22 protein-coding genes and 1 pseudogene are annotated in these 22,506 nt (G+C 67.8%); 16 read left to right on the plus strand and 7 right to left on the minus strand.

What is annotated here, in order from left to right:
- The first annotated feature begins 60 nt into the window (after window positions 1-60).
- Window positions 61-1,749 (plus strand): arginine--tRNA ligase, encoded by a 1,689-nt coding sequence (gene argS / locus ACXI0D_RS10455; RefSeq protein ID WP_014035696.1) that lies wholly within the window; start codon window positions 61-63, stop codon window positions 1,747-1,749.
- A 21-nt stretch (window positions 1,750-1,770) separates the two neighbouring features.
- The gene (locus ACXI0D_RS10460) at window positions 1,771-2,670 is read left to right on the plus strand and encodes an SPOR domain-containing protein (protein WP_479642560.1); all 900 of its coding nucleotides are present in this window, start codon (window positions 1,771-1,773) and stop codon (window positions 2,668-2,670) included.
- Window positions 2,671-2,791: 121 nt separating this feature from the next.
- Here ACXI0D_RS10460 and ACXI0D_RS10465 read toward each other — a convergent pair whose 3' ends face one another.
- Window positions 2,792-3,544 (minus strand): SDR family NAD(P)-dependent oxidoreductase, encoded by a 753-nt coding sequence (locus ACXI0D_RS10465; protein WP_458220221.1) that lies wholly within the window; start codon window positions 3,542-3,544, stop codon window positions 2,792-2,794.
- A 146-nt stretch (window positions 3,545-3,690) separates the two neighbouring features.
- Between ACXI0D_RS10465 and ACXI0D_RS10470 the strand changes: the two genes are divergently transcribed.
- Window positions 3,691-4,158 carry a YehS family protein gene (locus ACXI0D_RS10470; protein WP_107231535.1) on the plus strand — a complete coding sequence of 156 codons (468 nt, stop codon included), beginning with the start codon at window positions 3,691-3,693 and terminating at the stop codon, window positions 4,156-4,158.
- Here the strand turns inward: ACXI0D_RS10470 and ACXI0D_RS10475 are convergent.
- Entirely contained in the window at window positions 4,127-5,014 is an 888-nt protein-coding gene (locus ACXI0D_RS10475) for a LysR family transcriptional regulator (RefSeq protein WP_049444591.1), read from the minus strand. The two genes, ACXI0D_RS10470 and ACXI0D_RS10475, sit on opposite strands and share 32 nt — an antisense overlap.
- A 143-nt stretch (window positions 5,015-5,157) precedes the next feature.
- Between ACXI0D_RS10475 and ACXI0D_RS10480 the strand changes: the two genes are divergently transcribed.
- Window positions 5,158-6,306, plus strand: a complete 1,149-nt coding sequence (locus ACXI0D_RS10480; RefSeq protein WP_343124478.1) for an MFS transporter — start codon at window positions 5,158-5,160, stop codon at window positions 6,304-6,306.
- Here the strand turns inward: ACXI0D_RS10480 and ACXI0D_RS10485 are convergent.
- Window positions 6,303-7,001, minus strand: a complete 699-nt coding sequence (locus tag ACXI0D_RS10485) for a TorF family putative porin (RefSeq protein WP_119007281.1) — start codon at window positions 6,999-7,001, stop codon at window positions 6,303-6,305. The two genes, ACXI0D_RS10480 and ACXI0D_RS10485, sit on opposite strands and share 4 nt — an antisense overlap.
- 178 nt (window positions 7,002-7,179) lie before the next feature.
- Between ACXI0D_RS10485 and ACXI0D_RS10490 the strand changes: the two genes are divergently transcribed.
- The gene (locus ACXI0D_RS10490) at window positions 7,180-7,569 is read left to right on the plus strand and encodes a DUF6165 family protein (RefSeq protein ID WP_119007282.1); all 390 of its coding nucleotides are present in this window, start codon (window positions 7,180-7,182) and stop codon (window positions 7,567-7,569) included.
- Between the two features lie 6 nt (window positions 7,570-7,575).
- Here the strand turns inward: ACXI0D_RS10490 and ACXI0D_RS10495 are convergent, their stop codons facing one another.
- Complete coding sequence (locus ACXI0D_RS10495; RefSeq protein WP_119007283.1) at window positions 7,576-8,280, minus strand: response regulator transcription factor; 705 nt, start codon at window positions 8,278-8,280, stop codon at window positions 7,576-7,578.
- 177 nt (window positions 8,281-8,457) lie between these two features.
- The gene (locus tag ACXI0D_RS10500) at window positions 8,458-9,030 is read right to left on the minus strand and encodes an OmpO family porin (protein WP_014035687.1); all 573 of its coding nucleotides are present in this window, start codon (window positions 9,028-9,030) and stop codon (window positions 8,458-8,460) included.
- 210 nt (window positions 9,031-9,240) lie between these two features.
- On the opposite strand from ACXI0D_RS10500, the pseudogene ACXI0D_RS10505 reads away from it, so the two are divergent.
- Both ACXI0D_RS10505 and ACXI0D_RS10510 read left to right on the plus strand, forming a co-directional pair.
- Window positions 9,241-11,642, plus strand: a pseudogene (locus ACXI0D_RS10505) (S9 family peptidase).
- 91 nt (window positions 11,643-11,733) lie between these two features.
- A complete protein-coding gene (locus tag ACXI0D_RS10510) occupies window positions 11,734-12,093 on the plus strand; it encodes a DUF1428 domain-containing protein (RefSeq protein WP_014035685.1) in 360 nt (119 codons plus the stop codon).
- A gap of 15 nt (window positions 12,094-12,108) precedes the next feature.
- On the opposite strand, the gene ACXI0D_RS10515 is transcribed toward ACXI0D_RS10510, so the two are convergent.
- Together ACXI0D_RS10515 and ACXI0D_RS10520 are read right to left on the minus strand one after the other, a co-directional pair.
- Window positions 12,109-12,798, minus strand: coding sequence for a hypothetical protein (locus ACXI0D_RS10515; RefSeq protein WP_119007285.1), 690 nt, complete (start codon window positions 12,796-12,798; stop codon window positions 12,109-12,111).
- A gap of 96 nt (window positions 12,799-12,894) precedes the next feature.
- Window positions 12,895-13,803: a histone gene (locus tag ACXI0D_RS10520; protein WP_119007286.1), complete on the minus strand. Its 909-nt coding sequence runs from the start codon at window positions 13,801-13,803 to the stop codon at window positions 12,895-12,897.
- Window positions 13,804-14,294: 491 nt separating this feature from the next.
- Between ACXI0D_RS10520 and ACXI0D_RS10525 the strand changes: the two genes are divergently transcribed.
- From ACXI0D_RS10525 to ACXI0D_RS10565, 9 genes are all read left to right on the plus strand, one after another.
- Window positions 14,295-15,728, plus strand: coding sequence for a Do family serine endopeptidase (locus tag ACXI0D_RS10525; RefSeq protein WP_014035682.1), 1,434 nt, complete (start codon window positions 14,295-14,297; stop codon window positions 15,726-15,728).
- A gap of 101 nt (window positions 15,729-15,829) precedes the next feature.
- Window positions 15,830-16,195: a hypothetical protein gene (locus ACXI0D_RS10530; protein ID WP_004153835.1), complete on the plus strand. Its 366-nt coding sequence runs from the start codon at window positions 15,830-15,832 to the stop codon at window positions 16,193-16,195.
- An 8-nt stretch (window positions 16,196-16,203) separates the two neighbouring features.
- The gene (locus tag ACXI0D_RS10535; protein ID WP_004153834.1) at window positions 16,204-16,674 is read left to right on the plus strand and encodes a phage holin family protein; all 471 of its coding nucleotides are present in this window, start codon (window positions 16,204-16,206) and stop codon (window positions 16,672-16,674) included.
- Window positions 16,671-17,120: a hypothetical protein gene (locus ACXI0D_RS10540; protein ID WP_049444577.1), complete on the plus strand. Its 450-nt coding sequence runs from the start codon at window positions 16,671-16,673 to the stop codon at window positions 17,118-17,120. Before ACXI0D_RS10535 ends, ACXI0D_RS10540 begins: the two co-directional genes overlap by 4 nt.
- A gap of 67 nt (window positions 17,121-17,187) precedes the next feature.
- Window positions 17,188-18,297, plus strand: a complete 1,110-nt coding sequence (locus ACXI0D_RS10545) for an AI-2E family transporter (RefSeq protein ID WP_049444574.1) — start codon at window positions 17,188-17,190, stop codon at window positions 18,295-18,297.
- A 31-nt stretch (window positions 18,298-18,328) separates the two neighbouring features.
- Window positions 18,329-19,048, plus strand: a complete 720-nt coding sequence (locus tag ACXI0D_RS10550) for an HAD family hydrolase (protein WP_014035679.1) — start codon at window positions 18,329-18,331, stop codon at window positions 19,046-19,048.
- 3 nt (window positions 19,049-19,051) lie between these two features.
- A complete protein-coding gene (locus ACXI0D_RS10555; protein WP_119007289.1) occupies window positions 19,052-20,419 on the plus strand; it encodes a leucyl aminopeptidase family protein in 1,368 nt (455 codons plus the stop codon).
- 135 nt (window positions 20,420-20,554) lie between these two features.
- Complete coding sequence (locus tag ACXI0D_RS10560; protein ID WP_119007290.1) at window positions 20,555-21,658, plus strand: catalase family peroxidase; 1,104 nt, start codon at window positions 20,555-20,557, stop codon at window positions 21,656-21,658.
- A complete protein-coding gene (locus tag ACXI0D_RS10565) occupies window positions 21,655-22,191 on the plus strand; it encodes a cytochrome b (protein ID WP_012509795.1) in 537 nt (178 codons plus the stop codon). Before ACXI0D_RS10560 ends, ACXI0D_RS10565 begins: the two co-directional genes overlap by 4 nt.
- Window positions 22,192-22,506 lie beyond the last annotated feature (315 nt).

Below are 22,506 nucleotides of genomic sequence, written 5' to 3' on the forward strand. Positions count from 1 at the left end.
TGGGCGCGGGTATCTGCGCTAAAATGGGCGATTCCGCCGCTCATTCTCACAGCAGGCCTCGTGAAAAATCTCCTCCGCGCCCTGATCAGCCAAGGCATCGAAGCCTTGCGCGCCAATGGCACCCTGCCCGCCGACTCCCTGCCGCCGGACTTCGTGGTCGAGCGCCCGAAGACCCGTGACCACGGCGACTTCGCCACCAACGCCGCGATGCTGCTGGCCAAGGCCGCGCGCAGCAATCCGCGCGCACTGGCGCAGGCGCTGGTCGAGGCGCTGCCGCGCAGCGAGGACGTCAGCAAGGTCGAGATCGCCGGCCCCGGCTTCATCAACTTCCATCTGGCCCCGGCCGCGTACCAGCGCGAAACCGCCTCGGTCATCAAGGAAGCCCACGACTACGGCCGCAACCTGTCCGGCAATGGCCGCACGGTGGGCGTGGAATACGTGTCGGCCAACCCGACCGGCCCGCTGCATGTCGGCCATGGCCGCGCGGCGGCGATCGGCGACTGCGTGGCCCGCGTGCTCGATGCCAACGGCTGGAACGCCAAGCGCGAGTTCTACTACAACGACGCCGGCGTGCAGATCGAGAACCTGGCGCTGTCCACCCAGGCGCGGATCAAGGGCATCGCACCCGACCAGGACGGCTGGCCGGAAGGCGGCTACCGCGGTGAATACATCGCCGATGTCGCCCGCGCCTACATGGCCGGCGCCAGCGTCGATCTTGAAGGCAGCATCGTGGTCGGCGCCAAGGACCCGGACGACATGCAGGCGATCCGCCGTTTCGCGGTGGCTTACCTGCGCAACGAGCAGAACCTGGACCTGGCTGCGTTCGGTGTCGACTTCGACATCTACTTCCTGGAAAGCTCGCTGTACGCCGACGGCAAGGTCGCCGAAGCGGTGGCCAAGCTGCAGGCGTCCGGCCACACCTATGAGGAAGGCGGCGCGCTGTGGCTGCGCAGCACCGACTTCGGTGACGACAAGGACCGCGTGATGCGCAAGTCCGACGGCACCTTCACCTACTTCGTGCCGGACGTGGCCTACCACCTGTCCAAGTGGCAGCGCGGCTACGAGCGCGCGATCACCGAACTGGGCGCCGACCACCATGGCTCGCTGGCGCGCGTGCGCGCCGGCCTGCAGGCGATGGAAGTGGGCATCCCGCAGGGCTGGCCGGAATACGTGCTGCACCAGATGGTCACGGTCATGCGCGGCGGCGAGGAAGTGAAGCTGTCCAAGCGTGCTGGCAGTTACTTCACCCTGCGCGACCTGATCGAAGAAGCCGGCCGCGATGCGACCCGCTGGTTCCTGATCGCGCGCAAGCCCGATTCGCAGCTGACCTTCGACATCGACCTGGCCCGCCAGCAGAGCAACGACAATCCGGTGTTCTACGTGCAGTACGCGCACGCCCGTGTCTGCAGCCTGCTGCGCCAGGCGCAGGAAAAGGGCCTGGTGTACGAGCAGGGCAATGGCCTGGCCAATCTGGGCCGCCTGGCCGACGATGCCTCGCTGGTGTTGATGAACGAGATCTCGCGGTATCCGGAAGTGGTGGAAGCGGCCGGCGTGGCGCTGGAGCCGCACCTGGTGGCGCAGTACCTGCGTGAATTGGCGCATGCCTTCCACACGTGGTATCACGGGACGCCGGTGCTGGTGGACGACGCTACCGATCGCAACGCCAAGCTGACCCTGGCCTGCGCGGCGCGCCAGGTGCTGGCCAACGGCCTCGAACTCCTGGGCGTGAGCGCCCCGGAAAAAATGTAAGCATCAGGAGACGCAGTACACATGGCAGCACGACGCGGCAAAACCCAGGCACGACGCAACAGCAGCAGCCAGGGCACACCCGGATGGGTGTGGCTGGTGGCCGGTGTGGCGATCGCCGCTGTGGTGTTCCTGGCGGCGCCGAACCTGTTCAAGGGCGAAGGCGATGGCTTCCTGCGCGCCGTTCCGCAGCCGAACCCGAACGCGCAGCCGGCCCCGGTCGCTGATGCCGACAGTGATGTCGGCAGCCAGCCGGCCGCGCAGCCGGCCACGCCGAAGCCGGCCGAACCGGAGAAGCCCGCCGCGACGCAGTACGACTTCTACACCCTGCTGCCGGGCAAGGAAGTGGAAATGTCCGACGCCGAACTGGCCGCCAGCGCGCGCGCCGAGGACCAGCGCCGGGCCAAGGCCGAAGCATCGCGCGCGCAGGCCGCGCTGGAGGGCAAGCCGGTACCGCCGGCGAGCACGGCCACGCCGGTACCGACCGCAACGGCCAGCGTTGCCAGCACCGCACCGGTGACCGCAACCAACCGTCCGCTGCCGGCACCGCTGAGCGAACGCCCGGCCACGGCAACCCCGCCGGCCAGCACCGCACCGGCGTCGACCAGCACGGCGGCCGCCACCCCGGCGGCGCGTGCGGAAACCGCGCCCACCGCGCCGGCGACCACGGCCGTACCGGTGGCCGCCGACAACGCGCGTTACATCCTGCAGGCAGGTGCCTTCGGTGCGTCCGGCGATGCCGAAGCCACCAAGGCCAAGCTGGCCATGATGGGCCTGGCGGCACGCGTGGAGTCGGCGCAGATCAACGGCAAGACCGTGTATCGCGTGCGCATGGGGCCGTACGGCAGCGCCGGCGAACTGTCTGAAGCGAAGCAGAAGCTGGATGGTACCGGCCTGCAGGCGATGGCGATCAAGGCGCAGTGAGTCTGTCGATGTGAATGAAAAAGCCGGGCATTGCCCGGCTTTTTTTTGTCTGTGTAGAGCCGAGCCTATGCTCGGCTTCTGTTGAAAGCAGTCGAGCATGGCTCGACGCTACAAACGGCCATCAGCCCTCTCGGGCGACCTGGAATCCGGCGAACGACTGGCTGACCGGCATCAGCTCCAGGCGATTGATGTTCAGGTGCGGCGGCAGCGTGGCCACCCAGAAGATCTGTTCGGCGATGTCTTCGGCGGTCATCGGATTGGCGCCGGTATAGAGCTTGTCCGACGCAGCCTGGTCGCCATGGGTACGCACCACGGTGAACTCGGTCTCGGCCATCCCCGGCTCGATCGTGGTCACGCGCACGCCGGTGCCGTGCAGGTCCGAGCGCAGGCCCAGCGAGAACTGGCTGACGAAGGCCTTGGTGCCACCATATGCGTTGCCGCCCGGGTACGGGTAGACGCCGGCCACCGACGAGATGTTGATGATCGCGCCCTTGCGCTCCACCAGCTGCGGCAGCAGGCGATGGGTCAGGGTCACCAGCGCGGTGATGTTGGTGTTGATCATCGTGGTCCAGTCCGACAGCTTGGCGCTCTGCGCCGGCGCGGTGCCCTGTGCGAGGCCAGCGTTGTTGACCAGCAGATCGATCTCGCCGAAGGCCGGCGGCAGCGCCAGCAGGGCCGCTTCCATCGCGATCGGATCGCGGATGTCGAAGGCGGCCGCATGCACCACGTCCTTGCCGTAGCGCTCGACCAGCGGCTGCAGGCGTTCGCCGCGGCGGCCGGTGGCGATCACCTTCCAGCCGGCCTGGGCGAAGCGGTGAACGGCGGCGGCGCCGAAGCCGGACGTGGCGCCGGTAATCAGGACAGTGCGGGTCATCAGGCAACTCCAGGGGAAAACCAGACCCCCATTCTGGCACCGTCGGTTGGCCTCTGTGTTGCCGGATCGGCCAGATCCGGGGTCAGATCCCCCTGCTCCGCAAAGGGACCTGACCCCAGCTGCGGGGTGACCGGTACAATTGCACCATGATCAACAATGATGTCCTGCGCAGCGTGCGCTACTCCCTGGACCTGGGTGACCAGCACGTGGTGACCCTGTGCCAGATGGCCGACCCGGCCTTCGCCGTGGATGCCGAACAGGTGAAGGCCTGGCTGCGCCGCGAGGACGAAGCCGGTTTCGAGGCGATGAACGACAGCGCGCTGGCCCACTTCCTCGACGGCCTGATCGTGCACCTGCGCGGTCGCGACGAGAGCCAGCCGCAGCGTGCGGTGGAAACCCGCATCGACAACAACCTGGTACTGAAGAAGCTGCGCGTGGCCTTCCAGCTGCGCGACGTGGACCTGATGGAGATCTTCGCCAGCGCCGGCTTCAACGTGTCCAAGTCGGAAGTCGGCGCGCTGTTCCGCCAGCCCGGCCACGCCAACTACCGGCGCTGCCTGGACCAGATGCTGCGCAACTTCCTCAAGGGCCTGAGCCTGCGCCTGCGCGGCTGAGCACGGCCTCGACGAAGGCGCGCGCGGCCGGCGTCGGCAGCCGCTGCCAGACCAGGTGCACGCGCCGGGTCGGGGTCGGCTGCAGTGGAATCTGCACCACGCCCCGGAAGCCTTCGGCGATCAACGCCGGCACGATGCCGACTGCCAGCCCATGGCGGACGAAGCGCTCGACCAGTTCCATCAGGTTGACCTCGAAACGCACCGTGTGCGGCAGCCCCGCGGCGGCGAAGGCATCATCGGTCTGCCGGCGCGCACCGGTGCCGCGCGGGAAGTCGACCAGCGCTTCATCCTGCAGCGCGGTCAAGGGCAACCGTTCGCACCCGGCCAGCGGATGCGATGGCGCCAGCACCGCCACCAGATCCTCCTCCTGCAGCATGCGGTGACAGACACCGTCCAGCGCTGCCGACGGCGCCAGACCGACCAGCGCCACGTCCAGCGCACGTGACTGCACCTGCGCGATCAGATCCTCGCTCTTGTCCACCCGCAACTGGAACTCCACCTGCGGGTGCGCCTGCTGGAAGGCCGCCAGCATCGCCACCACATCAATGTCGGTCAGCGAGGAGATCTGCCCGATCGCCAGCAACCCGCGCACCTCGCCACTGACGGCAGCCACGTCGGCACGCAGATGGCGCAGGCTGGCCAGCACCTGGCGTGCGTGCACCAGCAGCGCCTCGCCGGCGGCGGTGGCCCGCACCTGGCGTGGCAGGCGCTCGAACAGCGTTGTGCCCAGTTCCTGTTCAAGATGGGCGATCTGGTGGCTGAGCGCGGACTGCACCACGTGGCAGCGCTCGGCGGCACGGGTGAAATTGCCCTCTTCGGCCAGCGCCACGGCGAATTCGAGCTGCTTGAGATTCACGCAACCATCTCATTTTCAGATGACAGGGATGATGATGATTCATTTCCATCATGACCGCAGCAGGCGGACACTGTGCACCCCGCTTCCTGGAACACCGCGTGAGCCCGTCCCTCCCCCCTCTGCACCGCTGGCAGGTGCTGCTGATGTCGGTCGCCACCGGCGTGGCCGTGGCCAGCAACTATTATGCGCAACCGCTGCTGCACACCATCGCCGATGCCTTCGGCGTGCCGTTCGGCCAGGTCGGCATGGTGGTCACCGCCGCGCAGCTGAGCTACGCCGCCGGACTGATCCTGCTGGTGCCGCTGGGTGACCTGTTCGAACGCCGCCGCCTGATCGTGGTGATGAGCCTGCTGTCAGCTGGCGGCCTGGTGATCAGCGCCTGCGCACCGTCGCTGGCCTGGTTGCTGGTGGGCACCGCGATCACCGGCCTGTTTTCGGTGGTGGCACAGGTACTGGTGCCATTCGCCGCCACGCTGGCCGCGCCGGAACATCGTGGCCGCGTGGTCGGCACCTTGATGAGTGGCCTGCTGCTGGGCATCCTGCTGGCGCGTACCGTGGCCGGCCTGCTTTCCAGCCTGGGTGACTGGCGCCTGGTGTATGCGATCGCTGCCGGCACCCTGGTGCTGACCGCACTGGCATTGCAGCGCGGCCTGCCGCGATTCCACCACAGTGCCGGCCTCGGCTACTTCGCATTGCTGCGCTCGATCGGCGTGCTGTTCGTGCAGGAGCCGGTGCTGCGCCAGCGCACCCTGCTGGGCGCCTGCAGCTTCGCCATGTTCGCGATCTTCTGGACCCCGCTCGCGTTCCTGCTGGCGCAGCCACCCTACGCCTACAGCGATGCCACCATCGGCCTGTTCGGGCTGGTCGGTGCCGCCGGCACGCTGGCTGCGGGCCTGGCCGGGCGCATGTCCGACCGTGGCCAGACCGGTCGTGCCACCGCCATCGCGCTGGTGCTGTTGCTCCTGTCGTGGCTGCCACTGGGGCTGTCGGCCCACTCGCTGCTGGCGCTGCTGGTTGGCGTGGTGGTGCTGGACCTGGCCGCACAGCTGCTGCACGTCAGCAACCAGAACCTGATCTACGCACTGCAACCGGCGGCACGCAACCGGCTCAATGCCGGCTACATGACCGGCTACTTCATCGGCGGTTCGCTGGGTTCGCTGCTGTCGGCGCAGGTCTACCAGCGCTACGGTTGGACCGGCGTCTGCGTGGCGGGTGCCACAGTGGCCGTGCTGGCCCTGCTGCTGTGGCTGCCTGGCGCGCTGCGTGCGCGCCAGGCGGTGTCGTCGAACTAGAAGCTGCCCTGCAGTGCCAGCTCCCACCGTCCACCGGCATTGCCGGGGAACAGGCGCTTGGCCGCGTTGTCGGTGTCATGCACGGTGGCGCGCAGCTCCCATGCCGGCGCCAGCGTGGCAATGGCACTGAGCTGGCCATGCAGGTAGTCCGGGCCCTGCGCGGTGGCCAGCCAGTACTGGCCCACCGCTGCTTCCAGGCGGACGCGTTCGTGCAGCGGCACACGCACGCCCAGCTGGGCATAGGTTCCGCGATGGCCACCGGCCAGCGCATCGTTGGAATGCGCGACCTGCAGCCAGGCGCGCTGCTTCCAGGTCACGGTGGTGTTGAGTTCGGTCCAGTCCAGCGCACGGCCGGTACCCGGATACATGTAGCGGGTCAGGTTGGCGTCCAGTGTCCAGTCCGGTGCCAGCGCGCCGGACCAGCCCGCCACCAGGTCGAACTCGCTGCGCGCGCCATTGTCCGGTTTGAACGAAACGTTGGAACCCCAGACGCTGGCATACCAGCCCGACGGGATCGAGATCTTCGCGCCGGCCTGCACCGCCGGGTCACCATCGCTCTGCGAGCTGCCGCGCCACACGTAATCGCTGGTCAATGCAGCACTGCCACTGACCTGCACCTGTGCCTGCGCGCTGCCCATGCCAAGCAGCCCTGCCAGGGCGGCCACCACCGCCGCCATCATCCCCTTGCTGTTCACTGCACTGTGTTCCTCGTCGAAGGCGGTCGCACCGCCGGGACGGCAGTGTCCAGTGCGTGGCCGTAACGGATCGAGGGTGCCGCCCGGCCCGCGGCGCAAATTCGGCGTAAATCCCGTGGATCGGGGCCACGCGCCAACGGCGCGGTATCATGGCGCCTTGTTTCCAGGAACCAACCGCGTGGACGCCATCCTGACCCCGGTATCGATCGGCGAGCTGATCGACAAGATCACCATTCTCCAGATCAAGGCCGAGCGCATCGATGATGCCGCCAAGCTGGCCAACGTGCGCACCGAGCTGGACGGCCTGCTGCCCCTGTTGCAGCAGCAGCTGCAGGCACAGCCGGCGCTGGCCGCGCTGCAGCAGCAGCTGAAGGCGATCAACGAGCGCATGTGGGACATCCAGGACCAGCTGCGCGACAAGGAAGCGGCCCAGGTGTTCGACGAGGCGTTCATCCAGCTGGCACGCGGTGTCTATGGCACCAATGGCGAGCGCGTGCAGGTGAAGAACGAGATCAACCGCGTGGCTGGTTCGGCACTGGTGGAAGAGAAGCAGTACCAGGGCGAGTAACGCCGCTCATCCGCATTCCAGCAGGTGGCGGAAGCGGAACAGGTCACCGTCTCCGCGGATGCCAAGCTTGCGGTAGGCCGAGGTTTTCTGCGAGCTGATCGTGCTGGCCGAACGCCCCGATCGCAGGGCCATTTCGCTGGTGCTGACCCCTTTCAGCACCAGCCCGAGCACTTCACGTTCGCGCTGGCTCAACGGCGCCAGTGCCGGGGCCGGCATTCTGCGTGCACGCGTGCGCGGCAGGTTCAGTTCCGCGCGCAGCTCCGGTGGCACGAAGCGCCCTCCCCGGGCGACCACATCAATGGCGCGCAGCAACAGGTCCGGTGGCGTCGACTTGGACAGGAAGCCGCGCGCACCGGCACGCATCGCGGTGGCCACCGTGCTGGCATTGCAGTGCGCCGAGAGCACCAGCACCGGCAGCGCCGGCCAGCGCTGCGACAGCACGCGCAACAGGGCCAATCCATCACCCAGGTCACCCATCGGCAACGCATCGATCAGCAGCAGGTCGACACATGCCGGGCTGCGCGCCAGCAGCTGCAGCAGGTGCGCCTCGCTGGACAGGCTTACCCGCACCTGCACGCCACTGTGCTGGCGCAGCAGCACTTCCACCCCCAACCGCAGCACCGGGTGCGGGTCCAGCAACGCCAGGCGTCGTGGCCGATCAGCCAGCAGGGGCGTGAGGGTCGGTGGCATCGCGGCATGTCCAGGCAACATGGGACATCCACCGTAGGTCGGTGCCCGCAGCGGCGGAATCCAATTCCTTGCAATGCCGGGCCCGCGCAGCCCGCCAGTCAGATGGCATTCCGGTTTGCCACGGCGCAAATGCAACAGGCCCGGCAAATGCCGGGCCTGTTGGAGCGTCTCCAGCGCGGAATCGCGCCGGGGCAGCAGTTACCAGCTGAAGCGCGGGCCGACGGTGTATTCCTTGTCGCCGTGGCGGTTCATCTTCAGCTCGCCGTTCAGGCCCCAGTTCTGGTTCAGCTTGACCTGACCGCCCAGGCGGCCGTACCACTGGCCATCCGGATTGACGCCGTGCTTCTTGGCGTAGTCTTCGTAGCCGACCATGCCGTAGACCTCGGCGTGGGCGCCGAAGGCAGTGCGGATACCGGCTTCAGCGCTGTAGCCGTTGAAGTCCAGACCGTGCTTCGGGTCGAACTTCTGGTAGGCAACGCGGGCAACGAAGTCGGTGCTCGGAGCGATTTCAACGTTGTAGCCGGCACCGATCTTCCACTGGTCAACCTTCAGGTTGGTGTGGTCGATTTCCTGGCGGCTGTATTCGCCGAAGGCGTGGAAGTTCGGCAGGAAGCCGTAGGAACCCTTCACGCCCCAGCCATCCGCCTTGATGCCATCGACGTCGGTCTTGGCGTAGTCGGCTTCGGCGTAGTTGTAGGACAGGTTCTCAGCAGCCGAGGCGGTGAACGGCAGGGCAGCGGCCAGGGCCAGAGCAATCAGCGAATTCTTCATGGGGGTACACCTTTACTTTCTTATGGTGTGCAGCAGCGCCAGGGCGCCATCGCATCGGGAATGTAAATTCTCCGTTATTCGCCACAACGCTCCCTGAAAACAGCAGTCTTCGCATTGCTGAATTTTTTGCCTTGATTCAGGCTGCGTCTGGCATACGCGCGCGGCGCGCGTGCATATGAACCCCGCCGACGATTGCAACAGGAGGTTGCCTTGCACGTGCCTGCCCCGCTGCGGTTCCCGTTCTGCGCCGCCATCCTGGCCTTCACCGGCGTGTTTTCCATCGCATCGGCGCAGCCGCTGCAGCCCGCCGACTACCAGCGCGCCGAACGCGTGCACGACAGCCATCTGCGCGGTGCACTGCGCAATGCCTCGATCGTGCCGAACTGGTTGGCCGATGGCCGCTTCTGGTACGAACGCGAAGATACGCAGGGCCGACGCCAGGCGGTCCTGGTCGATCCAGCACAGGCCACCCGCCAGATCCTGTTCGAGCCGGCCGTACTGGACACTGTGGTTGCGCCCTTCGGAGCCAGCGGGCCACGCCTGCGCCTGGCCAGCGTGCAGGTGATGGGTGATGGCCTGCGCCTGCGTTTCAGCGGTGAGATGCCGATCGACTGCCAATGGCCACGCTGGCACTGCGTGCGGTCGCAGGATGCAATGCCGCCGGCAGATGCACTGCCTTCGCCCGCTGGCGATGCCTGGCTGCAGATGCGCGACCACAATCTGTGGCTGCAGTCGCCCGGAATGGCAGCACGAGGGCTGACCACCGGCGGTGAACCCGGCCATGGTTATGGCGTACTGCCGGACTTCACCCTGCGCGGTATTCCACGCCGCCAGGGCCGGATGCCGGCACGGCCGTTCGCGGTCGGCTGGTCACCGGACGGCCGCTACGTGGCCGGCATCCGCTACGACGAACGTGCACTGCAGTACTACCCCTATCTGGAAAGCACGCCGGCCAACAGCGCGCGCCCACGCGTGCATACGGTGAAGCTGGGGCTGCTGGGCGACGCACAACAGGTACGCGACAGCCTGTATGTGGTCGATACCCGCAGCGGCCGGCAGCACGACATCACGCTGCCCGAAGGCTGGAACATCCTGAGCGAGGCCGGCATCCTGGGCTGGGACGGTGGCCGCCTGTATGCCGTGATCGCGCACTTCGGCGCGCCACGGCGCTTGCGCCTGGTGGAGATCGAGGCCAGCAGCGGTGCACTGCGCACCGTGCTGGAGGAGGCCAGCGATACCCGCCTGCAGCTCAACGTGTATTCGTACAACCGGCCAGCGGTGGCGATCCTGCCCGGGCAGGACACGGCCGTGTGGTTCTCGCAGCGCGATGGCTGGGGCCATCTGTACCGGGTGCGCCTGTCCGACGGCAAGGTGCTGCGCCAGCTCACGCGTGGCCGTTGGGCGGTGCGTGACCTGCTGGGCGTGGACGTTGCACACGGCTGGGCGTATTTCAGCGCCGGCGGTGTCGAGGGCGGCGATCCCTACGTGCGCGGCCTGTACCGGGTTCCGCTGCGCGGCGGACCGGTGCAGCGCCTGGCTGCCGATGGCAGCGACCATCTGGCCGATGCCGGCACCGGTGCGCTGTTCGGGGGACGCGCGCCGCAGGCACTGTCGCCGCATGGGGGCTATCTGGTGGATACCGTCTCCAGCCTCGTGCAGCCGCCGCGCACCGTGCTGCGTGCCAGCGATGATGGCCGCGAAGTGATGGTGGTGGAAGAGGCGGACCACCACGCGGTGATTGCCGCTGGCTGGCGCCCACCGCGGCGCGAACGCCTGTTGGCCGCCGACGGGCACACGCCGATCTTCGCCACCGTCTACCTGCCCCGCGACTATCGCGATGACGGCAGCTTCCCGGTGATCGATGCGATGTACGGCGGTGCCTTCATCAGCAATGCGCCGGTGACCTATGCCGAAGCCGTATCGGCGTTGAATCCCGTCTCGCGCGCCAGCCTGGCCGAACTGGGCTTCGTGGTGGTCAGCATCGATGCGCGCGGCACCGGCGGCCGTGACAAGGCGTTCCATGACAGCAGCTTCCTGCACGCTGCCGATGTGCAGCTGGATGACCACGTGGCTGCACTGCGCCAGCTGGGTGAACGCTACCGGGGCATCGATCTGCAGCGGGTCGGCATCTACGGGCATTCATTCGGCGGCTACAGCGCCGCGCGCGCCCTGCTGCGCTACCCGGCGTTCTACAAGGTGGGCGTGGCTTCTGCCGGCAGCCACAACTTCCAGGGCATGTACGGCGGCGCGCTGCACGGCATGGATCGGCTGTTCGGGGCGTGCTGCCGGCCACGGCCATGGCCGATGGCGTGCCGGTGCCCTTTGCCGGACTCGACAATGCAGCGCTGGCCGGCAACCTGCGCGGGCATCTGCTGCTGGTCTACGGTGAACTGGACGAGAACGCACCACCGGCATTGACCCTGCAGCTGGCTGCGGCCCTCAACACGGCCCAGCGCCGCTACGACCTGCTGTACCTGGCCCGGCAGGACCACGAGCTGTTCCGCAACGACGCCACCTACACGCACCGCATGTGGGACTACTTCGTGCGTCACCTGGCCGGCCGGGAGCCGCCGGAGACGGTGCTGGCGCCGCTGCCCGGTGGCCCGGGCTGAACAGGCGCGCGCGGGATGTCGATCCCTGACGCGCTGGTTCGTCGTGTACTTGAAGGCCGTGCATGCGGCGCGGTCCATCCGGAGGCAGGCAATGAGCTACATCGATGGTTTCGTCCTGGCGGTACCCACCGCCAACAAGGAGAAGTTCCTCGCCCACGCACGCACTGGGGATCCCGTTTTCATCGAGTACGGCGCGCTGCGCGTGGTCGAGTGCTGGGGCGATGACGTACCGCACGGCAAGACCACCGATTTCTTCGGCGCGGTGAAAGCCACGCCGGATGAGACGGTGGTGTTTTCCTGGATCGAATGGCCGGACAAGCCGACCCGCGACGCCGGCATGCAGAAGATGATGGAGGACCCGCGGTTTGATCCAGCGAAGAATCCGATGCCGTTCGACGGCGCGCGGATGATCTACGGCGGCTTCGTGCCGCTCTACGAGCTGACGCGCTGAACCCGGCGGACGCGCTCAGCGCGCGTCCGTGTCATCGCTGGCAGCGGCATGGCCGGCGCCCAGTGCGGCGCCGGCCCCCAGGCCCATGCCGCCCATGCCGGCCCCCATTCCGCCGCCACCGCCGCCTCCACCCGCACGGCCGCCCTTGGCATCGCCGTCGTTGCGGCCCTTGCCGCCGCCGCTGGCACCGGGCCGGGTCGGCCCCTGCGGAGGAATCTGCAGGTCGGCCGGAATCGGGGCGAGGTCCAGTGCTTCGCGCACGAAATCGCGCAGCGAGACCACCAGGTCATGGGTGTGCACCGGTCGCCCCTGCGCCAGTTCATTGGCCGCGCGCGCGGCCAGCCGTACCTGTTCGTCGGTGCCCAGCAGCAGGATGTCCGACAGCGCGGCCTCGACCGCATCGCGGATGCGCCGCGCACGGTCCGAGCGCGGCTCGGCGATGCCTTCGGCATCTTCGCGCTGGCGCAGGTCACGGCGATGGCTGGGATCCACGCCCAGTTCTCCAGTGAACGAACCGCCCAGCGTCTTGTAGGCGGCCATCAGCGTGCGCAGCCGTTCATTGATCTGCCGGTTCTCGCGCTCGCGGCGCTGCTGCAGGGTCTGCATCACCAGCAGGCGGATGCCCACGCCCAGCAGGGTGATCAGGACCAGGCCGGCCAACGTGGACAGCACGCCCTGCCAGGAACTGAAGTCGATACCACGCATGCCCGGGGCTCCTGCAGGAAGAACCTGCATCTTGCCCCAGAAACGCGAAAGGCCCCACCACCCGGTGGGGTGGCAGGGCCTTCGGTCGCGGCGCGATTACTTGCGCTTGGCGACCTTGCGCACGGCCTTCTTGGCCGGAGCCTTCTTGGCGGCGACCTTCTTCAGCGGCGCAGCCTTCTTGGCGACCGTCTTGCGGGTGGCGGCAACCTTCTTGCCCACCGCCTTCTTGGCGACGGCGGCCTTCTTGCCGACAACCTTCTTGGCAGCGGCGGTCTTCTTGCCGACGGCCTTCTTGGCGACAGCAGCCTTCTTGCCGACCACCTTCTTGGCGGCCGCAGTCTTCTTGGTGGCGACCTTCTTGGTGGCGGCAACCTTCTTGCCGACAACCTTCTTCGCAGCCACGGCCTTCTTGCCAGCGACCTTCTTGGCGGCGACGGTCTTCTTGGCCACGGCCTTCTTGGCGGTAGCGACCTTCTTGCCGACCACCTTCTTGGCGGCCGCGGTCTTCTTGGCAACGGTCTTCTTGGCAACGGTCTTCTTCGCGACGACGGCCTTCTTGGTGGCGGCCTTCTTCACGGTGGCGACCTTCTTGCCGGCAGCCTTGGTGGCGGCCTTGGTGGTCTTCTTGGCGGCAGCGGCCTTCTTGGTCACAGCCTTGCCGGCAGCGGCCTTCTTCTTGGCCACTTCCTTCTTCAGGGCAGCGGCTTCGGCCTTGGCGTTCTTCTTGGCCGCTTCCAGCTTCTTCTTGGCGTTGGCAACGGTCTTGCCGACCGACTTGGCGGCCTTCTCGGCCTTCTTGGCAACGGTCTTCTCGACCTTGGCCACAGCCTTCTTGGCCTTGGCAACGCGGGTACCGGCAGCCTTGGTGGCGCGCTTGACGGTCTTCTTGACCGACTTCACGGCGTCTTCGGCAGCGTGGGCGATGGTCTCGCCAACGTTGGTGGCGGCTTCTTTGACGTTCTCGACGGCGTCGGTCACGACCGACACACCATTACCGTTGCTCATGTTGCCCTCCTGGGGGCCTTAAGTATCAAAACGGGGCGATGCTATACCGACATTGACGATCGTGGAACGGGGCACGCGCCAGCAATCGCATCTGATGCGACGGCCATGGTGTAGCCCACCACTGCCGCAGGAGCGGCGGGTTCACAGGAAACCCCTTTTTTTAAGGACTACGCCACATCCACCGCGTGGTCGAAGATGGCCGTTGCGTGCCGTTGCATGGATGCGGCATCCGATGCGTGTTGTGGCGCATTGCGGCACCCGGTTGCGCGGAACTGCGCAAGTATCGGTCTGTGTCCGCGCGCCCAGCGATCGTCTTCGGTGATGCAGGCGTCGCCTGTGCGGGTGTCGCCACAGCCTTGCTGCCAGCCTCCGCACCCGCCTTCTTCGGCCTGCGGTTTTCATGGCGCATTTATCCAGATCGCGACACACTCATTCAGCTTGTTTTACCGTAGGGCCGAACCGCCCCCACCCACGCCAGCGAACCGACTCCCATGCGACCGCTTCCCACCCTGCTCACGCTCGCAATCGCCGCCGCCTTCGGTGGCTTCGTTGCCACCGGCATCAATGCCCACCTGGACAACCGTGCCGACGCAGCACCGCTGCCAGCGGTGCTGCCGACCACGGCCGCGTTGCCGGCCGCGGTGGCCGGGCAGGCGGTGCCGTCGCTGGCGCCGATGCTGGAAAAGGCGATGCCGGCAGTGGTCAGCGTCAACACCAAGCAGGTGGTGCGCGTACGCAACCCCTTCTTCAACGACCCGTTCTTCCGCCGCCTGTTCCCGGACATTCCGCAGGAACGCATCAACGAATCGCTCGGCTCGGGCGTGATCATCGACGCCAAGGAAGGCCTGGTGCTGACCAACCACCATGTCATCGAGAACGCCGATGACGTGCAGGTGACACTGGCCGATGGGCGCACGGTGAAGGCCGAGTTCCTCGGTTCGGACCGTGATACCGACATCGCGCTGATCCGCATCCCGGCGCAGAACCTGACCGACATCAAGCTCGGCAACAGCGACCAGCTGCGGGTGGGCGACTTCGTGGTGGCCATCGGCAACCCGTTCGGCTTCAGCCAGACGGTCACCTCGGGCATCGTCTCGGCGGTGGGCCGCAGCGGCATCCGTGGCCTGGGCTACCAGAACTTCATCCAGACCGATGCATCGATCAACCCGGGCAACTCCGGTGGTGCGCTGGTCGACCTGCAGGGCCAGCTGGTCGGCATCAATACCGCCAGCTTCAACCCGCAGGGCAGCATGGCCGGCAACATCGGCCTGGGCCTGGCGATTCCGTCCAACCTGGCGCGCAGCGTGGTCGACCAGCTGGTCAAGCACGGCGTGGTGGTGCGCGGCACGCTGGGCGTGGAGAGCCAGAACCTGACCGCGCAGATCGCGCAGGGGCTGGGCCTGGGCGAAACGCGGGGTGCGCTGATCACCCGCGTGCTGGCCGGTTCGGCCGCTGCTGCGGCCGGGCTGAAGCCGGGCGACGTGGTGGTCTCGGCCAACGGCCAGCGCGTGGACAGCGCCGAAGCCCTGCACAACGTGGAAGGCCTGGCCGCGGTCGGCAGCCCGCTGGCGCTGGACGTCCGCCGCGAAGGCAAGCCGCTGCAGATCAAGGCCACGCTGAAGGAACAGGCGCGTGCGGTCACCGGCGAGAGCCTGGACCCGCGGCTGACCGGTGCCACCTTCGTCGACCTGCCCGAGTCGCTGCGGCAGTCGGGTGTCGGCGGCGTGCTGGTCAGCGAGGTCAAGCGCGGCAGCCGCGCGGCGACCAACGGCCTGCAGCAGGGCGACATCATCACCGACGCCACCGTGGGTGAATTCGCCGACCTGGCCAGCTGGCGAGCCAATTTCCAGCAACGCCCGCCGACCCTGGTGGTGCGCGTGCTGCGCAACAATGGCCAGCAGCAGGGCCAGCTCGTGATGCGCTGATCGCCCTGCCGTAACACCCCCTATACCCCGGCAATGCTATTGCTGTCAGTCCAGGTCGGCACCGCCGACACCCGTTCCCCCATCGCAACAGGAGTGATTCGATGAGCCCCACCAATACCGAGAACCTGAAGGAACACCTGGGTGAAGCCGGTTCCCACCTGAAGCAGGCCGCCACGGCCGCCGGCGGTGCGATCAAGGGCGCAACCGGTGCCGCGACCGACGAACTGCGCATCGGCAAGGCCAACGTCAAGGCCGAACTGTCCGACAGCGCGCTGTCTGGCCTGGCCGCCGCCGAATTCGGTGGTGCCGCTGCCAAGGAACAGGTCGACGCGTTGATGGACAAGGGCAAGGACCTGATCGACAGCGCTGCCGAGTTGATCCGTGAGCGTCCGCTGGCCTCGTTCGGCGTCGCCTTCGCTGCCGGCTGGATCATTGCCAAGCTGGCCCGCGGCAGCAGCGACAAGTAAGCCGCGGCGTGAGCGAAGACAACGCGCAAGCCCCTGATCCGGCGGCCACCCCGCCGCTGGATGAGAGCATCCGCCAGGTCGGCGCGGCCGGTCGTGCCGCTGCCGATTCGGCCAAGCATTCACTGCGGTCGCTGCGCCGCCTGGCCTCGGCCGACTTCGCGCTGGCACGCAGCGCGTTCGGTCGTGCGCTGGCCTGGGCCGGCGTGGCGATCGTGTTCGGTGCGTCGGCGTGGTTGCTGATGGCCGCCACCCTCATCGCCCTGCTGCAGAGCTGGGGCCTGAGCTGGCTGCAGGCGCTGCTGATCACCTCGTTGCTGAGCCTGGCCGTCACCGGCTATGCGATCTGGCGGGTGTCCTACTTCTTCCACCACACCGGCATGCACGCCACCCGGCGCCAGCTGTCACGCCTGGGCCTGTTCGACGAGCCCAGCGAAGATGACCCCGATGCCGATGTGCAGTTGCCGGAGGGCAAGCCATGAAGTTCGGTGCGCTGCAGCGGCGGGTGAAACGCTGCGAACAGGTGGTGACCGTGCGCCTGGTCGAGACCCAGGACCACTGGTCCACGCTCAGCCAGGTCTGGCGACAGGGCTGGTCGCCGCTGCGCATCGTGGTGGTCGGCCTGGCCGGTGGCTTTATTGCCGGCAAGCTGGAAGTGCCGGGCAAGGTCAACGGTGCCCGCTGGCTGCAGATGGTCGGTTCGGTCTCGAATCTGTTCGCCAGTGCACAGGCGGCGTTCGCCACGGCGATGGCGGCGCAGGCGGCAGCCAGCGCCGACGACGCGGCCGAAGAAGCCGACGATGCCAGCGAACAGGCACAGGCGGCGGCCTCCGCTTCCGACGCACGGCCCACACCGCGACCGGAACCCGAACCGGAACTGCGCGAACCGCGCCCGGCCGAAGCGGCCACCGAGCTGTCCGAACGTTGATCCACGGAATCCGCCGCGCCGATCGCGGCCGGCGGATAATGCGCTCCCCTTCCCGGTTGGTGCGTCGATGAGCGAGTCCCTCCTGTCCCCGTCACCGGCCGATCCGCAGGATGCGGAAGCGCCGCTGCCGCCCCCCTCGCGCCCGCGCGGGCCGATGTCGCTGGTGGTGCTGGCAACCCTGGCGGTGGGCTACACGCTGTGGGCCGCGCAGGACATCATCCTGCCGGTGCTGCTGGCGATGTTCTTCGCACTGGTCGGCAACCCGATCCTGCGCCTGCTGCAGAAGCTGTGGATTCCGCGCGCACTGGGCGCCCTGCTGATCCTCGGTGCGGGCCTGGGCGTGACCGGTTCGCTGGCGGTGCAGTTGATCGGCCCGGCGATGGAATGGGCGCAGGAAGCACCGCAGCAGCTGCGCAAAGTGGCCCGTCAGGTGCAGGACCTGACCAAGCCGGTGCAGCAGGCCAACCAGGCCGCGGAAAACTTCGCCCGCGTGGCCGGCGGTGACAGCAACCACAAGGTGCAGGTGATCCGCACCCAGCTGGACGATCCGTACCGCATGCTGACCCGTGCGCCGCGCCTGGCCGCGTCGGTGCTGGCGGTGGTGCTGCTGACCCTGTTCTTCATGATCTACGGGCAGAGCCTGCAGCGCGCAGCGATCGCGCTGTTCCCGAACCGCCAGCAGCAGCGTTTCACCACCGACATCCTGCGTTCGATCGAGCGGGAGGTCTCGCGCTATGTGCTGACCATCAGCGTCATCAACACCCTGGTCGGGCTGGTGTTCGCCGGCGTGCTGATGCTGTTCGGCATCGGCCTGCAGGAAGCCTTGCTGTGGGGCACCGTGGCTGCACTGCTGAATTTCGCCCCGTACGTGGGCCCACTGATCGGCGTGGCATTGATGCTGTTGATGGGCTTCGTGGAATTCCGCGACCCGCTGCAGGCCCTGCTGCCGGCCGCTGCCTACCTGGCCCTGCACACCCTGGAAGGGCAGATGGTGACCCCGATCGTGCTGGGCCGGCGGATGAAGCTGTCGCCGCTGGTGCTGATCCTGGCGCTGATGGTGTTCGGCTGGGCCTGGGGCATGATCGGCCTGCTGCTGGCGGTGCCGCTGCTGGTCTGCATCAAGCTGGTGCTGGCACGGCTGGACGGCATGCAGGGCTGGGCACGCCTGCTGGAATGAAAGCCCGCGCGGGCAGGCGTAGAATGGCGGGGTGAATTTTCCCGTCCAAGCCATCACTCTCGACCTTGACGACACGCTGTGGCCGTTCGCTCCGATCGGCGCCCGCATCGACCTGGTCCTGCACGCGTGGATGCGTGAACACAGCCCCGCCACCGCCGAGATGTATCCGGTGGCGGCCATGCGCGAACTGCGCGAGCGCCTGTACCACGCCCATCCGCACCTCCACCACGACCTGAGCGCGCTGCGCCGGCTGACCCTGCACGAAGCCCTGCACGGCAGCGGCGCCAGTCTCGATCTGCTGGAACCGGCGTATGAAGTGTTTTACGCCGCACGCAACCAGGTCGAGTGCTACCCCGATGCGATCGATGCGTTGGCGCGGATTGCCGCGCGGGTGCCGGTGGCAGCGCTGAGCAACGGCAATGCCGATCTGGAGCGGATCGGCCTGGCCCATCATTTCGCCTTCCAGCTGGGCGCGCGCGAGCACGGCGCAGCCAAGCCCGAGGCAAGCATCTTCCACGCCGCCTGCACCCGCCTGGGTGTGGCGCCGGCACAGGTACTGCATGTCGGCGACCATGCCGAGATGGACGTGGCCGGGGCGATCGCCGCCGGCCTGCGCGGGTGCTGGATCAACCGCGAAGCAGCCACCTGGACCCATCCGCACCTGCAGCCGGACCTGCAGTTCGACACCCTCACCGGCCTGGCCGACTGGTTGGATGCCAACCTCGACGCCGCCGCACCCCGGAGTACCTGACGCATGAGCGAGATCACTGGCTTCACCACCGACACCGCCGCAGCGCTGCCGCTGTACGTGCTGGACCGCGAGCAGTTCGCGGCCTGGAAGGACGGCCAGCCGGCCGCCACCCAGGCCTGGCTGGCGTCGCAGGGCTTCACCGCCGGCGCGCACAGCGTGGCCCTGCTGCCCGGCAGCGATGGCCTGGCCGGTGCGGTGATGGGTGTGGGTGATCGTGGTGATGCCTACAGCTATGCGCATGCCCCGCACGCCCTGCCGGAAGGCAGCGTGTGGCAGCTGGCCAGCGAACTGCCGGCCGCCGAACTGGCCCTGCTGCAGCTGGGCTGGGGCCTGGGCAGCTACCGCTTCGACCGTTACCGCAAGCGCAACCGTGCACCGGCGCAGCTGGTGGCGGCACCGTCCGGCGAGGTTGCAGACCTGATCGCCGCCAGCCTGCGCGTGCGTGACTGGGTCAACACGCCGACCGAAGACATGGGCCCGCAGCAGCTGGAAGACGCCGCACGCGCCCTGGCCGATGCGCATGGCGCGCAGGTCGAAGCGATCACCGGCGATGAGCTGCTGAAGCAGAACTTCCCGGCCATCCACGCCGTGGGTCGCGCATCGCACCGCGCACCGCGCCTGGTGGTGCTGCGCTGGGGCAAGGACACCGATCCGGCGCTGGTGCTGGTCGGCAAGGGCGTGTGCTTCGATACCGGCGGCCTGGACATCAAGCCCGCCGACGGCATGCGCAACATGAAGAAGGACATGGGCGGCGCCGCGCATGCACTGGCGCTGGCCGGCTTGGTGATGGCACGCGGGCTGCCGGTGCGCCTGACCCTGCTGGTGCCGGCGGTGGAAAACGCGATCGGTCCGGATGCCTTCCGCCCGGGCGAAGTGATCGCCACCCGGAAGGGCCTGAGCGTGGAGATCGACAACACCGATGCCGAAGGCCGCGTGATCCTGTGCGATGCGCTGACCTTCGCCGGTGAGCAGAAGCCGGACCTGGTGCTGGACTTCGCCACCCTCACCGGTGCCGCACGCATCGCACTGGGCCCGGATCTGCCGGCGCTCTTCAGCAATGACGACAGCGTGGCCCAGCAGTGGCTGCAGGCCGGCGACGCGACCCGCGACCCGGTCTGGCGCATGCCACTGTGGCGCCCCTACCTGCGTTACCTCAGCAGCGGCATCGCCGACCTGGCCAACGCCGGTTCGCGCATGGCCGGCTCGGTGACCGCCGCGCTGTACCTGGAGCGTTTCCTGGAAGAAGGCCAGCGCTGGGCGCACCTGGACGTGTACGCCTGGAACGACGGCGAACGCCCGGGCCGTCCGGCCGGTGGCGAAGCGCTGGCGCTGCGTTCGGCATGGGCGATGCTGAAGGCGCGTTACAGCTGATCGGGTGGGTGCCGACCTTGGTCGGCACGCCGTCCCCGGCAAACTTGACGAAAAATTGAATACCGGGCCTGGAAGGGTTCTGCGAGGATGTGTGGGTCGACCACCCACACGCTCCGTGAAGGCAGGACTCCGACCATGTCGCTCTTCCGCTACACCCGTGCCGGCCAGACGGCGGGCGCACCGCGCAGGCATTCGCCGCTGCTCTGGATCGCACTGATCGCGCTTATTCTGGGCGCCGTCGCGCTGGCCTTTGCCTGGCTGGCCGGCTGGATTGGCGACCGCCTCACCGCGCAGCGCTTCACCGACACCATCGAGGCCACCGGCCCGGCCCATCCCGGGTTCCGTCGTGCGCACAGCAAGGGCATCTGCGTAAGCGGTTGGTTCGAACCCAGTGCGCAGGCCCCTACCCTGTCCAGCGCCCGCGTGTTCTCGCAGTCACGCGTACCGGTGATGGGCCGCCTGTCGATCGGCGGCGGTGACCCCTACGGCGCCGACAACACCGCACGCGTGCGCAGCCTCGCGGTGCAGATGGTCAGCGATGACGGCCAGGAATGGCGCATGGCGATGAACAGCTTCCCGTTCTTCGCCGTGCCCAACGCCGAGGCGTTCTACGAGCAGACGCGCGCCTCCATCCCGGACCCGGCCACCGGCAAGCCCGACCCGCAGAAGATGGCCGCGGTGCTGGCCAAGTACCCCAGTGCACAGGCCTTCCAGCAGTGGGCCAAGACCGCGCCGTGGACCAGCAGCTGGGCCGACACCACCTTCAACAGCGTCAACAGCTTCTGGTTCACCAACGCGCAGGGCCAGAAGCGCGCGGTACGCTGGCGCTGGCAACCGCAGGCGCCGGTGGTCGAGATGGATGCGGAAACGCGCAAGCAGGCCAGCATCGATTTCCTCAGCCAGGAACTGCAGCAACGCCTGGCTAGCGGCCCGGTGCGCTGGAACCTGGTCGTGACCACCGCCGAGCCCGGCGATGCCATCGATGATCCGTCGGTACCGTGGCCCGAGTCGCGTGATCAGGTGGTGGCCGGCGTGCTCAGCCTGGACCGCATGCAGTCGCAGGAACAGGGCGCGTGCGGGCAGATCAATTTCGATCCGCTGATCCTGCCCAGTGGCGTGCGTGGCAGTGACGATCCGATCCTGGCGGCCCGCTCCGCCGTGTACTCGCAGTCCTTCAACCGCCGCGAACGTGAGCGCGCCACCGGCAACGTCGAGCAACCGAAGGAGGCCGCACGATGAGCACCGGCAACGGCCACTTCAACCTGCTCGCGCGCGTGCTGCACTGGTCCATGGCGCTGATGATCATCGCCATGCTGTTCATCGGCGTGACCATGGTCGCCTCGCTGCACCTGCGGCCGATGCTGATCGACCTGCACCGCCCATTGGGCATCGCCATCGGCGTACTGGTGCTGTTGCGCCTGTACAACCGGCTGCGCCATCGCCCGCCGCCACTGCCGGCGGATCTTCCGGTGTGGCAGGTGATGGCCGCCAAGGCCTCGCACTGGATGCTGTACGCGCTGATGCTGGCAATGCCGCTGATCGGCTGGGCGATGCTGTCGGCCGGCGGCTATCCGATCGTGCTGTGGGGCGGCCTGCACCTGCCGCCGATCGTGCCGCACACCCCGGCACTGTATGCCGCGTTGCGTAACGCGCACAGCCTGCTGGCCTATGTGTTGTTCGCCACGGTACTGATGCACGTGGGTGCGGCGCTGTTCCACCTGTGGGTGCGGCGTGATGGGGTGTTCCAGGCGATGGCGCGCGGGAAGGATTGAGCGGGTTCCACCTGCGCCCACGCATGGATAGCGCCGGGCCATGCCCGGCGGATCATTTCCGCGCCTGCGGAGAGGTGTCACTTTCTTTGCGCGCAAAGAAAGTAACCAAAGAAACGCTCCGCCGGCCGCGAGCCGGCGCGCTTCGCACGCCGGTGCCCTGCGCTCCTCGGTCCGTCGAGGGACGGTGCGGGAACTCGCTGCGCTCAGACACCCGCACCTCTTCGCCCTCGCCGGACCTGCGGTGCTCGGCTCGCTTGAAGGCGGACTGGAAAATCAAGATCAAGGGCAACAGCAACGGCAACGGCAACGGCAACG

The sequence above is a fragment of the Stenotrophomonas sp. C9D9 genome, from assembly GCF_056491205.1.

Bases quoted from the DNA above. Each gene is read 5' to 3' on its own strand.
- ACXI0D_RS10520 (WP_119007286.1), bottom strand. From the start codon at position 13,803: ATGAGCAACGGTAATGGTGTGTCGGTCGTGACCGACGCCGTCGAGAAC.
- ACXI0D_RS10565 (WP_012509795.1), top strand. From the start codon at position 21,655: ATGAGCACCGGCAACGGCCACTTCAACCTGCTCGCGCGCGTGCTGCAC.
- ACXI0D_RS10545 (WP_049444574.1), top strand. From the start codon at position 17,188: ATGAGCGAGTCCCTCCTGTCCCCGTCACCGGCCGATCCGCAGGATGCG.
- ACXI0D_RS10495 (WP_119007283.1), bottom strand. From the start codon at position 8,280: ATGTTGCCTGGACATGCCGCGATGCCACCGACCCTCACGCCCCTGCTG.
- ACXI0D_RS10480 (WP_343124478.1), top strand. From the start codon at position 5,158: ATGTCGGTCGCCACCGGCGTGGCCGTGGCCAGCAACTATTATGCGCAA.
- ACXI0D_RS10470 (WP_107231535.1), top strand. From the start codon at position 3,691: ATGATCAACAATGATGTCCTGCGCAGCGTGCGCTACTCCCTGGACCTG.
- ACXI0D_RS10460 (WP_479642560.1), top strand. From the start codon at position 1,771: ATGGCAGCACGACGCGGCAAAACCCAGGCACGACGCAACAGCAGCAGC.
- ACXI0D_RS10555 (WP_119007289.1), top strand. From the start codon at position 19,052: ATGAGCGAGATCACTGGCTTCACCACCGACACCGCCGCAGCGCTGCCG.
- ACXI0D_RS10530 (WP_004153835.1), top strand. From the start codon at position 15,830: ATGAGCCCCACCAATACCGAGAACCTGAAGGAACACCTGGGTGAAGCC.
- ACXI0D_RS10500 (WP_014035687.1), bottom strand. From the start codon at position 9,030: ATGAAGAATTCGCTGATTGCTCTGGCCCTGGCCGCTGCCCTGCCGTTC.
- ACXI0D_RS10465 (WP_458220221.1), bottom strand. From the start codon at position 3,544: ATGACCCGCACTGTCCTGATTACCGGCGCCACGTCCGGCTTCGGCGCC.
- ACXI0D_RS10560 (WP_119007290.1), top strand. From the start codon at position 20,555: ATGTCGCTCTTCCGCTACACCCGTGCCGGCCAGACGGCGGGCGCACCG.
- ACXI0D_RS10525 (WP_014035682.1), top strand. From the start codon at position 14,295: ATGCGACCGCTTCCCACCCTGCTCACGCTCGCAATCGCCGCCGCCTTC.
- ACXI0D_RS10510 (WP_014035685.1), top strand. From the start codon at position 11,734: ATGAGCTACATCGATGGTTTCGTCCTGGCGGTACCCACCGCCAACAAG.
- ACXI0D_RS10515 (WP_119007285.1), bottom strand. From the start codon at position 12,798: ATGCGTGGTATCGACTTCAGTTCCTGGCAGGGCGTGCTGTCCACGTTG.
- ACXI0D_RS10540 (WP_049444577.1), top strand. From the start codon at position 16,671: ATGAAGTTCGGTGCGCTGCAGCGGCGGGTGAAACGCTGCGAACAGGTG.